Source organism: bacterium, from assembly GCA_023145965.1.
Lineage (GTDB): Bacteria > UBP14 > UBA6098 > UBA6098 > UBA6098 > UBA6098.
Genome location: JAGLDC010000031.1, coordinates 1 through 13,133, shown reverse-complemented (window position 1 = coordinate 13,133; position 13,133 = coordinate 1). Strand labels below are relative to the sequence as shown.

Below are 13,133 nucleotides of genomic sequence, written 5' to 3'. Positions count from 1 at the left end.
TATTTGACTAATAAAAACGCCGTGCTCCGAGATAGCGTTTCTTGTAATATTCCTCATCGAGCGAATCTATTGTTACTCCAGATGACGAACTTGCGTGCACAAACCTATTTCCTCCAAGGAAGACACCAACATGATCGACACCTTTTCCGCGCATTCGGAAAAAGACCAGGTCGCCCGCGCTGGGTTTTACAACTGGTTTGCCTTGTCTGTATTGAGAAGAGCTTGTGCGCGGTATCTCGATACCAGCTGCATCCATTACATTATGGGTAAACCCTGAACAATCCACGCCGCCTAGGCCATTGCCTCCGTATTTATAAGGTGTGCCCAAATACAGATTCACAGCTCCTAGCATGGCATCCGGATTAAACCTAGTAGAGGGTGTTTTGATGTTCTGAGTTGTATTTTGTTTCTGGATAGCCTTTTGTGTTTCCTCTTTATGTTTTGCATTCTTGGTCTTAACCCTTTTATCCTCATCTTTTTTAGCCTGTTCTATCTTCTTTGGTGCTAAAACAGGTTTTGTGGAACCAATATACCTCGGAGAAGGAGTGCAACCACCTAAGATCGATATTCCGAGGGCTATTAACACTAAAATAAGTTTATAAGAACTCAAAAACTCGACGACCTTATGGGCGAGGTCTAATGGGATTCTTGTTTTTTCCGATATTTCCTCGGGATTTGAAGAGGCAATCTGTTCGAGCGATTCGAATTCTTTGAGGAGTTTTTTTTGTCGAATTTCGCCTATCCCTTCAATCGAAATAAGCTCCTGAGCTTGATAAGCTTTTGTTCTCCTCTTCCTTTGATATTCGATTGCAAATCTGTGAGCTTCGTCTCTTATTTTTACTAATAACCTCAAAGCAGGGGAGTCCTTTGCTAACATTATTGGATTTTTGTATTCAGATCGAAAAACCTCTTCGAGGCGCTTGGCAATAGACGCTAACTCCAATTGATCGGCTATCTCGAGTTCATTAAGAGAATTCTTAGCGGCATTTAGCTGGCCACGCCCGCCATCGATTAATAAAAGGTCGGGGAGAGCTTTGCCTTCTTCGATAAGCCGCGCGTATCTTCGATTAACTACCTCGGCTATCGAGGCATAATCATCGCCACCCTCGGCAGTTTTAATGCGGAACCGACGATAGCCTCGGGAATTCTTTTTGCCATCGATGAACGACACAAGAGAAGCCACAGCGCAAGTTCCGCTGAGGTGTGAGATGTCTATCGCTTCGATTGTGCGTGGTGGTGTATTCAAATGAAGGTATTTTTGAAGGTCAATTATCGCAAATGGCAATTGGATTTTCTTTTTACTTGCTAGAAGATCGGCAAGAAGTAACTCCGCGTTGTGTTCGACAAGTTTGATAAGGTCCTTTTTTTGGCCTCGAGAAGGCACTGAAATTTTAACTTTATTACCTCGGCATTGTGACACGAATTTGGCTATATCATTGAAATCGTCGGGTTGAACCGAAGTTAGTATTTCCTTTGGTGGATCAGGATTATCTTGATAATACTGCTTCAAGTATCCAGACATCGCTTCACTTTTTTTTGTTCCTTCACTCACTGAAAGCAAAAATTCTCCGCGCGAGATAACTCGACCTTGACGAACTTGCATTGTAACGGCTATACCGTTACGAGGGCCGATAGCTACTGCATGTAAGTCCCTGTCCGCGAGATCCGTATCGATCTTCTGTTTTCTCCAGATAGAATCGATAGCCTTAATCTGGTCTCTAATGTCGGCAGCTTCTTCATATTTTTCCTCAGAGGCAAGCTTTACCATGCGCTCTTTTAGGCGTTTGACAAGTTCCCTCTTTTTCCCCTTCAAAAAAAGGATAACTTCATCTACTCGCTCACTATATATATCATTAGAAACATATTCTTGGCAAGGCGCATCGCATCGGCCAATATCGAAATTAAGGCAAGGCCTGATAGGTGCTTGTTTAGGTAGATTGTTTTTACAAGATCTCAAGCGAAAATGTTTCTGGATTAATCCCACCGTTTGGCGCATACCTCGTGCATCCGTATAAGGTCCAAAATATAAGCCGCTAGAGCTTTTTCTTCTGACAATCTCAATTCGAGGATAGGGTTCCTCTGTCACATGAATATATGGAAAGCGCTTGTCATCTTTAAGATTAACATTATAATGCGGTCTATGTTTTCGCACAAGATTGGCTTCGAGAACAAGAGCCTCGACCTCGTTATCCACAACGATAAACTCCAGATCCTCGATTTTTGCGACTAATCTAGCAGTTTTTGGATTTGAATGCTTTCCCCTAAAGTAACTCGAAACACGGTTTTTGAGCTTGATCGCCTTACCGATATAAATAATTTCGCCCTTTGAGTTTTTAAAAAGATAAACCCCTGGTTTTAAAGGAAGGCGTTTTATTTTAGCGCGTAGATCCATTAAAGCTGTATAGATAGACTGAAGAGGAGCTTGGTTTCTTCTGAAAATTCGAGGGCGCGTTCATCGAAAATAGGCTCGCCAAGGATATTCTGAAGCATAAAACCGAATGTCACAAGCTTGTAAGAATATTTTATGCCAAAACCGATATTTGTTTCTTGAGGTTTGCCGATATATGGTTGACCATATCTTCGATAACCTGCGGCAATGAGGGTTATATCATGAATGTTAATAAAAACTGTGTCAGAGAATACTTCTTCTGGTTCGATCGGAATAGGTCTATCGTTCGCTGTATCGCGGTTAAGGTTTATGGTTAGTTTATTTTTTAACAAACCAAAGTTGCTAGATAAAGATAGATTAATACTTTGGTGCCCTGTTTGTTCCAGCTCAGACATAGGAGCTTCAGAGAGAGGCTCCCAAAGGATTGGTTCATTCTCGATTTTCGAGTATTTCGCTTCCATCGATAGGATTTGCTCCGGTTTCAACTCGAATCTTCCTCCAACGGTCACAGAAATTGGAACTGTTATGAAATCAGCATTATTAGGAATAGCTGCACGGGGTGTATCGAAGACTTTATATCTTTCGATTGGCACAGTATAGCCCTCGATTGAGGCGAAGGTTGATAGCTGTCTCCAGTTCAATTCGAAATCCATTGAAGGGGAGATGATGGTTTCTTCCCATGTCCTATGTGCCGATGCGCCTACAGATAACCTTAATGATTTGGAATCATATACGAGATTGGCTACTCCCGATGTAACGGTTCGCTTAATATTCCACTTGTTCTGCCTATATCTCGTTGATGTAACTCCTGATGTGATAATTTCGAACCCCGTGTATTCGCCGGGCATACTCCTAAATGCGACCTTCCCAGAAACGGCATTTGATATCTCCGCTCTTTGTATGTCCGGTGATTCTATCCGAGGAAAATGCCCATAATGTTGTGCCCAGCTCTCGCGAGTTCCAGAAATATCCATTGAAATAAGGCTTTTGCCTATGGGCATATGGCCTTCTGCACCACCTGAGAAAGAATATGTAGATAGTTCATACTCACCACGAAATGACGAATATGCTCCACTGGATTTGAGTGCGAATGGAAAGCGTTCATCTAAGATATCGGCATATCCTCCATGTCCTTCGATAACGCGTAGCATTTTCTTCGTTTCTCCATCGCCGTAATAATCTTGACTCCCCTTAGCTTTCGCAACAAAACCCTTCTGTGCGACTATAATCGATCCCAAGGCACCTTTTGAGGAATTGATTTCTAAATTAGTTTCGATTATGTCTTTAGAGGCATCAGACCTAAGATAATCTATGAATGGTATCTTGAAGAATTCGAGTAAATCCGATGGGTAAGCCACACGCTCTTCCTCCACAGAAAAATCTGGAGGAATGAATTTCGGAGTGGGATTCTGCCCCTCGATTGCAAATAGCATTCCGGTGGCTATAGTCAGAAAACAGCATATCGAGCTTTTTAAAACCATAAAAACCAATATATTTGAAGTCTTCCCTGCTGTCAAGCATGGATAAACAAAGATAGTATATTAATTCCCAAGATGATATTTTTGAATAAAGGCTTACGGACTAACAATTTTTCGAAAGAAAAGCTTTATAGCAAACGAGGAATACGCTTGCCAACATGAAATGCAATTGTTATACTTTGTCATGTTTAAGTGATTTGGAATACTATATCACATGAGAGAATGTTATTCGCCGGAGTTTATATGGAAAAGAAAAATAGTGCTAACTGTTTCATATACATTAGTTTACTAGCCTTAGCTTATGCCATTTCTAATATACTTATTGGGCTGAGATTAGCAACAATCCCCAGGTTTCTAATGGGGCTAGGATTTCCATATAATACGGTAGCCCAGCTTCCGGAATTTGTCAAACCTGTTTCTGTTGTTTCTATAGGCTTTATAGTATTGGCTGTTTTATTTATAGTAGAGGCAATTTTATCTCTTTCTAAAAGGAGAATATATCCTGTTTTTCTTTTCATAAACTCGATACTGCAAGTTATCTATATTGGATTTCTGGCTTTTTTCTATATTTCAAGGGCTATACCATTTGCTTCGGAGATCATGGTTATGTTTGGCATGATGCAAGCTCCGTGGTTTCTCACTCCATGGATAATTATATGTATCTCTGAGGCTTATTTGTTAATACCGGAGTTCTTTTTGATCTTATGTTTATTGAATAAATGCGGGCGCACTTTTTCGAAGGAATGATGAAGCTAAATTTCTATCTGATTTTTGGTTATTTAAAAAATAATATGCGGAATTATAACTATATATTTTGGCAAATGAATGTCTTATCTTATTGATGTATCTGATGTTAGGTATTCGTATTTGGCTGATGAGATTCAACTTTTAAGAGGTATCGATCTAAAAATATTACCCGGCGAGATGGTTTCTCTTTATGGGGCTAATGGTTCGGGCAAAACTACACTGGCGATGATAATTGCCGGGATTATTCGCCCGAATTCTGGCGAAGTTCTTTTCGATGGTCAGAATATTTTCGATGAGCATTTCTATTTCAATCCTGGAACAGTTGGATTTCTCTTTCAAGATCCCTCGGAAGGAATAATTGCGACATCTGTCGAAAGAGAATTAGCTTTTACTCCTGAAAATGCACGCATACCGTCCGTCGAAATTAAAAATATTATTATGAACGTAGCCCGAGATTTCGGTTTGGAGTCATCGTTAAAGAAGAATATAGACGAGCTATCCGGTGGGAATTTGGAGCGATGCGCCCTTGCCTCTACTGTGGCGCTGAAACCCCGTCTTTTGATCCTCGATGAACCGGATGCTTTTCTCGATTATGAGGGCAAGAGGCTTTTTTGGCGCAAGATAGGCGAGCTTCGCGATAGCGAAACCGCCATCCTCTATATAACCCAGTCAGAAACTTCGGCTCGACGCTCTGACAGAATAGTTACTATTGAAAAAGGCGTAATAAAACAAGGTAACTTAAATGGAAAAGCTTATATAAAGCCTATCACCTTAAGTAATACATTAAATAAAAAGTGCTATCAATTTAATGATATTGAATTTAAATATGATTCTTTTAAAGCGATTAATGGAATTGACCTTAAGATTCAAAGCGGAACGAGAATAGGCCTTCTCGGGGCCAGTGGCTCCGGAAAAACTACTCTTGCAAAGGTTTGCGCTGGCCTATTTAAACCGAACCTCGGTTCGGCCAAGGTTTCAGGGGCAAAATCTGCAGAGATTGAGTTATATGTCTCGATGTGTTTTCAATTCCCTGCAAGGCAGTTATTTGCCGAGACGGTGATAGAGGATGTGGAGTTTGGCCCAAAAAATCTTGGAATGGATAATGTTAGGAATAAAGCAGAGAAGGCACTTGAGGTCGTCGGAATTCAGCAAGAGGTATATAATAAATCTCCTTTTGATTTATCTGATGGCCAACAAAGGTGGGTCGGAATAGCTGGAGTTATTGCGATGGATAGGGATTTCATAATATTCGACGAACCCACAGCCTCGCTTGACAATGATGGAAGACATCGCTTTAGGGATATAGTAGAATTGCTTTCCTCAAAGGGAAAGACGATAATGATAATTACACATGATTTCGAGCTTGCCGAAAAATGCACTCAAAGGACTATAATACTCGAGTCTGGGGGGATTGTTTGGGATGGAGAAACAAATGCTTTTTTCGAAGATAAGCGTTTGAGAAAGTCTATGGGGATCTACTTTGATTCTGAGGTGTAAGATTATGTTTATCAATAAGATATTGTGCATATTGATAATTGCCTATACACTGATGGGCGTTAGCAATTCTATACCATTTCCAGCGGATTTCAAAGCGATAGATATAGCCAGTGATGGTTTTGGTGGATTCTATCTTCTAGATGATTTCGGGCAAGTTATAGCTCTGGATTCGACTGGGCAAATAAGGGCTGAACTTGAAGACGATGCTCTGTCGATGGAGATTATCCATATATCGGATATTGCTTTAAGTGTCGGCTGGTTGTATCTGGCAGATCGTGAAGGCATGGCAATTTTTATTACCGATAGAAACCTTCGCTTGCCGACTAGGATTTCTTTAAATTTGACCGGAGTAAAATTAAGACCGGATAAAATTGCTGTTTCTACCGATGGTAGGATTCTTATCTATGATGCCGGGAAAAATGAGTTTTACCTTTTTCAGGACTGGAGGGATACCAATCCAAGACAATTTTTAATCCCTGAGTTGAAGAGGGTTGATAAAATTAACTCTCTGGGTTTCGACCGTGTTACAAAGAGATTCAATATTACAACATCTGAGGCGGTTTATATTTATTCTCTTTATGGCCAACCGATCTCGACGATTCATTTTACAGATGTCGAATCCCCTTTGGGTGCTTTTTCTGGCAGTGATGGATTTTATATAATCGGTAAAAAAAGCGCTATAACGATAGTCGATGGAATCCAAAAACCAATGGAATTTGAGGCTGAAGTTTCAGCTGTAATCCAAAATATTTCGGGTAGGATGGTTTTACTATATGGAAACAAAATAATATGCGTCGAATCTTTATTGAAAATTGAATAGAACTTTCAAAATAATTATTCCTTTAGTGCTCAGCATTGCATGTTCTAGTTTTTCTGTGCGAAATGAGGTATTTATTAAGCCTCTGGGGAATCTTATTACTCTTCCCGATAGTTTTATTGTCGATTTGAGTGAGTCGCTTTTCTGTGGAGAATCGTATATTTCACCCGAAAGATACTCCATAAATCGGATTGAAGGGATTATTAAACTTAACGGTGAACCTATTTGCGATTCCATCAAGATTGTATATTCATATATCGACCTTAAAATCCCACTGAAAATCCGTCATAAAGTGCCTAGTGGGACTGGCGGGCGTCTTCTCGAAAGGCAACCTAGGGTCAATATGTCCATGATTCCGGAAAATAATAGGCTTACGCACTCAGGAAGCCTTCTAAGGGGAATAAAGATCGGTAGCAGGCGCGATGCAAGTGTAGAATCGGCTTTTCAACTCGAAGCTTTTGGAAGTATAGGCGAGGATGTTGAAATAACCGCTATGCTCAGCGATCAGGATTTGCCAATTCAACCAGAAGGAACATCCGAGAAGATTGCTCAGCTCGATCAGGTTTTTATAAGTATCAAAGGGCCGTTTTTCTCGGCAAATTTTGGCGATTTTAATGCCACATTTGCCCAAGGGGAATTTTCATCATACAATCGAAGACTTTCTGGTGTTCAGTTGAAGGGCTTCTCCGATAAGGTTACAGGCGAGATCGCCGGTGCAATCCTCGAAGGTATATGGGCATCTTATGAGTTTACATGTTCTGAAGGTAATCAAGGACCATATCAAGTATCAGTAAACGAAAATAGCTCGGTTCAAATCCTAGCTGGCTCAGAGGTAGTATGGCTTAACGGTTCTAAACTCGACCGCGGTCTCGATAACGATTACACAATTGACTATAATCTCGGTCAGATAACATTCACATCTAATCGCCAAGTCGGTATAAACGATAGAGTTATAATAGATTTCCAATATACAGACCTCGAATTCAGGCGTAGTTTTTACGGTCTTTCGGGCAATATCGATCCATTCGAGAAGCTGAAATTTTCCTATTCGGCTATGATAGAGGCCGATGACTCACATAATCCTCTTACTTTGGAGTTTTCCGAAGAAGAGCTTGCTGCCCTGGAAGTCGCCGGCGATAATGCCGATTCTGCCTATATGATCAATGCTACACTATCGGATACCGGCGATTATTTCCTGGTCGATTCCGCTACCTCAAACGAGCATTTTGAATGGATCGGTGATGGTGATGGTGACTGGGATGTAGTTTTCGAGAATGTAGGCTCGGGCAAAGGAGATTATAATTATATTTCCCTCTGTAGATACGAGTATGTCGGTTCGGATTTTGGAAGCTTTAGACCGATTAGGTCTTTGCCTTTGCCGATTTCGCATTCGGTTATAGATATCGGAACCGAATTCGAGCCAGTAGAAAACATGAAGATTAGCGGTGAGGTTGCGACTTCATCGATAGACCTTAACCGCCTTTCAAGCAGTGACGATAATGACAACTCAGATGGTGCATACTTGGTTAAACTCGATCTAACGAGAGGACTTGTTTTTTTCGGAAGTGACATTGGAGAAGTCAATGTTAACGCGAAACTTCGACATAAGGGTGAGCGTTTTTCCTCTATCGGTCGAATGGATGACGCCGAATTTCTTCGCGATTGGGGGGTTTCCGAAAAGGGTGGAGGTGAGGAACTCGCGGAAGGCTCGATTGTTTACAAGCCTATAGAACCTCTCGAAATAACTGCAGCATATGGCTCTAACGTGATCGGTGATTCGGATAGTAAACGCCTTATATCGAGTATTTCATATCACTCCACAGCATTGAATATCAATGGAAACTCTTCTAACATACGCTCTTTAGCTAAATGGAATAAGTATTGGGGTGATATTTCGGGTAAATTGTGGTTTTTAGAACCCAAAACAAGCGCATTATTCGAAGATAAATCTGGCGAGGCGGGTTTCCGTTTTTATCAGATCGAGAGTTCGATAGGATTCCTTCCTTTGGAGAGAGTATCCTTTGTCCCCGGTATCGAGTATAGATATGACGAAAAATCCGATTCGATGGGCCTGATGGCTTATTCACAGGTGAAGACATACAAGCTTTCAAGTAAAATTTACGATTGGCAGATCGTCGCAAATCACCGAGAATTCGAAGATCTTACAGGTTTCTCTAACAATATTAAGTCAGATATCGGAAGTGTAAACGGTTCGATTAGAATGAAAATCCCAAGAAGTGACCTGCGATTGCGATATGAGCTTTCGCGAGAACAAAGTGAGGTTCTCGAACCTTTCTATGAATTTGTCGGGTATGGTTCTGGTAACTACGAATACGATGTCGATAGAAACGAATATATTCCATCGGTGGGAGGAGATTATTTAAAAAAATATCTACCAACGGGCATTTTTACACCCTCGATAAATTCCGATCTAAAGGCAAATCTGAGTGTCGATTTCAGTGATCTTGAGGGCAATTGGTTTGCGATGGATTATATTCGTGCGCTGTCGTTCGATGGATTTATTCGAAACGAGGGTAGCTCTTCAAAGAGTTCTGTCGAAGCCTACTTGTTAGATCCCTCAGATATGCTCTCAAATGAGTATCTTTTATTAGGGCGGTTTTTGACTGAAGGCAATATTAGGATTGGCTCTCGGCGGTCGAGAAGCCTCACTTTACATCGCAGATATAATAAATATCGGAATGCTCAGTTTACTACTGGAGAGGAAATTCGATGGGCGAATGATTATGAAATAGAGGGACGCCTGAGTTTCTCTAAGATAGGCAATTTTACAGCGACCACGGTGCTTTCAAATTCAGCGAGAATATATCCGGATAATTCAAGGACTGGAACTGAGCTAAAAGGGCAGTCCTTGATCATATCTTGGAATAAGATGCTTTCAAATAGATTTCAGACGAAAATGAATGCTTCTTATCTCGTCGAAACCGATAATTGGCCCGAGGAACCGATGATTATAGATAGAACTGCTATTAATCCGGGACTGACATATTTCTTTGACTTCGGAAACCTTCGTGTTGATTTTCAATATTCGCGAGTATTAGCCGGAGATGAATATAATGGCATTTTACCATATGATATGGCCGAGGGCGATTTTATTGGTGATAATGGCAAGCTGTCCCTTTCAACCAATGTCGATATCGCCACCGGAACGACAATAAACCTCTCTTACGATCTTCTTAGCCGAACGGGACGTCTTCCCGAACATACAGCAACCGCAAGTGTCAGATTGGTTTTCTAAAGTAAATATAATTTAGAAAATAAAACAATTTTTATGGCTATAAAATTTATTCACTCATAGTTAATAAGTTATAAACATTCAGAAATCCAATAACAGCAATGAAAATGCTCTATTTTAGAGTGAAAATACGTGCATTATCCACAATCTATTGTGCTTCAAAAAAAAGAACCACAATATGTAGGATTTTTCTTGACTCTTTGATTTTTTTGTCTTAACTTTACACTCATCCAAAAAAATATGAAATCTGAGATGTTAAATTAACATCTTTTAACTACTAGAGGTTCGAAATGAGAAATGAAGATAAAGCAAAAGATGGAAAGAGTATCCAATCCGCACTTGAGCTGCCTATGGACTATCCCTCGGATAACACGCTTTTTACAAAAAAAACAAATCTATCCGCAAACGCGAAAACGGTTCTAAAGAAAAGATATCTCAAACGAGACTTGGATGGAAGCGTTATCGAAGAGCCGGAGGATATGTTTCGTCGTGTTGCGCAAACCATAGCGGAGATAGACAAAATATACGATCCGTATGCCGATGTTAAGAACACGGCAAAGCATTTCTATGAAATAATGGTAGATAAGGCATTTATGCCAAATTCGCCCACTTTGATGAATGCTGGCCGGTATCTCGGACAGCTCTCAGCATGCTTTGTTCTTCCAGTTTCCGATTCCATGGATGGAATTTTCGAGACGCTAAAAAATACAGCTCTTATTCATAAAAGCGGTGGAGGCACCGGTTTTTCGTTTAGCAAGATTCGACCCGCGCGTGACGTAGTTCACAGCACAACGGGTATATCGAGTGGCCCGATAAGCTTCATGAAGGTTTACGATGCCGCCACCGAGACTGTCAAGCAAGGCGGCACGCGCCGTGGCGCAAACATGGGGATTCTCAGGATTGACCATCCCGATATAGAGGATTTCATCACATGCAAAGCCGATCTTACTCAGCTTAATAATTTTAATATTTCTGTTGCTGTTACTGAGAAGTTTATGGAAGCTGTCGAGAATGGTTCACAATACAAGCTCAGGAACCCTAGAACCAATCAAGTAGTAGGGGAGAGAAACGCCCGAGAAGTCTTCGACAAAATAATCCATCAAGCCTGGAGCACAGGGGAACCGGGGATTGTTTTCATCGATCGCATAAACCGCGATAATCCAACGCCTCACATAGGTGAGATCGAATCGACTAATCCTTGTGGCGAACAGCCGTTGCTTGCTTATGAAAGCTGTAATCTTGGGAGTATCAATCTCAGCAAGGTTATTGTGGATGAAAAGATTGATTATCGAAAGCTTCGCGGTGTTGTTCGCGATGCCGTTCATTTTCTCGATAATGTCATTGATGCGAATCAATATCCGCTTAAGGCTATTGCGGAAAACACTCGAGGTAACCGCAAGATAGGCCTCGGAATCATGGGTTTTGCCGACATGCTATTCGAACTCAAAATACCATACAATTCCGAAGAAGCAGTCAATATTGCTGAAGAGGTTATGTCGTTTGTTCAAAATGAAGGTAGGCAGAAGTCTATCGAATTGGCGAATGAAAGGGGTGTTTTCCCGAATTTTAAAGGAAGTGCTTTCGATCACCCCGATGGGGACCGAATCAGGAATGCTACCGTCACTACTATCGCTCCTACAGGCACGATTAGCATTATTTCGGGATGTTCAGGAGGTATCGAACCGATGTTTGCATTGGCTTTCGAGCGCAATATTCTCGATGGCACGCGTATGCTTGAGATTAATCCTTATTTCGAGGATATCCTTAAAAAGGAAGGTGTTTTTTCAGAGGAGCTTATGCATCGGATCATCGAGGAGGGAACAATTGCTCATATCGATGAAATACCGGAGGATATCAAGAGGGTTTTTGTGACAAGCCATGACATTCCTCCGGAGTGGCATGTTCGTATTCAGGCGGCTTTTCAGAGATACACAGATAATGCGGTTTCGAAGACCGTGAATTTCTCCGAAAGTGCAACGGAAGAGGATGTTCGCAATGTATATATACTCTCGAATAAACTCGGTTGCAAGGGTGTGACCATATATCGGGACGGTAGCCGGCAGAATCAAGTTATGAGCCTTAAGAAGGCTGCTAAAGAGAAACAGGTAAATGAAATTGTGCCTATCGAAGCGCCACTCAGTAAACGTGCTCGTCCTAATATTACTCGGGGAATGACTTTTAAGGTTGCAGCAGGTTGCGGTAATTTATATATCACGCTTAATGAAGACGAAAAGGGTCCTTGCGAGCTTTTCACTCATTTAGGCAAGTCTGGGGGATGTGCGCAGAGTTGGTCTGAGGGTATTTCTAGGCTTGTAAGTCTTGCTTTAAGAAGCGGTATCGATATCGAAGAGATAATCGAACAACTAAAGGGTATTGCTTGCCCCACACCCGTGTGGGATCGAGGAGAGATGATTAAATCTTGCCCGGATGCGATAGCGAAATCTATGCGTTGGTATGCCGAAGCCCGCAAGCGTGCTGATTCCGGTGTGGCTGATGAATCTAAAGCGGATAAATCTAAAGCGAATATAGTCGATACGATTAAATTCAGACCCGTTGACACTAATTCGGATAACGATGGTGATATGGGCACTATCTGTCCAGATTGTGGTGCGAGGCTTTTCTATGAAGAGGGTTGTCAGAAGTGCCACAGTTGCGGTTTTAGCAAGTGTGGTTAGGATACGAGCTGGTATTAAAATTTGAATATGGCATGGCATGTCTATTGCAACGATCTAGAGTATGAAATATGTAATACGAATATCTTTTGTGCTCGTTGCTCTCACTGCGAGTTTAGCTTATGGTGAATCATTCGTTTCTGATTTTCTTTCTATAGATTGCGACTTAATTTCGTCAGCTTTAGGTCGCTCTAATTTTGCCGAGGGTGGTGCGACCGCTGTTTTCGGTAATCCAGCGAGAACTAACTCACCGGGACCAAAGCTTTTCGCCAGCCATCCC

General features: G+C 41.4%; 8 protein-coding genes. 6 read left to right on the top strand and 2 right to left on the bottom strand.

Features of this window, described 5'->3' with window-relative positions; genetic code table 11:
• Window positions 1-7: 7 nt before the first annotated feature.
• Window positions 8-2,392: an excinuclease ABC subunit UvrC gene (gene uvrC / locus KAH81_03375; GenBank protein MCK5832691.1), complete on the bottom strand. Its 2,385-nt coding sequence runs from the start codon at window positions 2,390-2,392 to the stop codon at window positions 8-10.
• Window positions 2,392-3,870, bottom strand: a complete 1,479-nt coding sequence (locus KAH81_03370) for a hypothetical protein (protein MCK5832690.1) — start codon at window positions 3,868-3,870, stop codon at window positions 2,392-2,394. The genes uvrC and KAH81_03370 overlap by 1 nt, the downstream gene beginning before the upstream one ends.
• 240 nt (window positions 3,871-4,110) lie before the next feature.
• Here KAH81_03370 and KAH81_03365 point away from each other — a divergent pair, with 240 nt between their 5' ends.
• The 6 genes from KAH81_03365 to KAH81_03340 all read left to right on the top strand — a co-directional run.
• Window positions 4,111-4,614 (top strand): hypothetical protein, encoded by a 504-nt coding sequence (locus KAH81_03365; GenBank protein MCK5832689.1) that lies wholly within the window; start codon window positions 4,111-4,113, stop codon window positions 4,612-4,614.
• 78 nt (window positions 4,615-4,692) lie between these two features.
• Window positions 4,693-6,111, top strand: coding sequence for an ABC transporter ATP-binding protein (locus KAH81_03360; GenBank protein ID MCK5832688.1), 1,419 nt, complete (start codon window positions 4,693-4,695; stop codon window positions 6,109-6,111).
• Between the two features lie 4 nt (window positions 6,112-6,115).
• Window positions 6,116-6,931, top strand: a complete 816-nt coding sequence (locus KAH81_03355) for a hypothetical protein (GenBank protein ID MCK5832687.1) — start codon at window positions 6,116-6,118, stop codon at window positions 6,929-6,931.
• The gene (locus tag KAH81_03350) at window positions 6,924-10,184 is read left to right on the top strand and encodes a hypothetical protein (protein ID MCK5832686.1); all 3,261 of its coding nucleotides are present in this window, start codon (window positions 6,924-6,926) and stop codon (window positions 10,182-10,184) included. The genes KAH81_03355 and KAH81_03350 overlap by 8 nt, the downstream gene beginning before the upstream one ends.
• 347 nt (window positions 10,185-10,531) lie before the next feature.
• Entirely contained in the window at window positions 10,532-12,856 is a 2,325-nt protein-coding gene (locus KAH81_03345) for a vitamin B12-dependent ribonucleotide reductase (GenBank protein MCK5832685.1), read from the top strand.
• A gap of 61 nt (window positions 12,857-12,917) precedes the next feature.
• The coding region (locus KAH81_03340; protein MCK5832684.1) for a hypothetical protein at window positions 12,918-13,133 on the top strand (216 nt) is incomplete at its 3' end.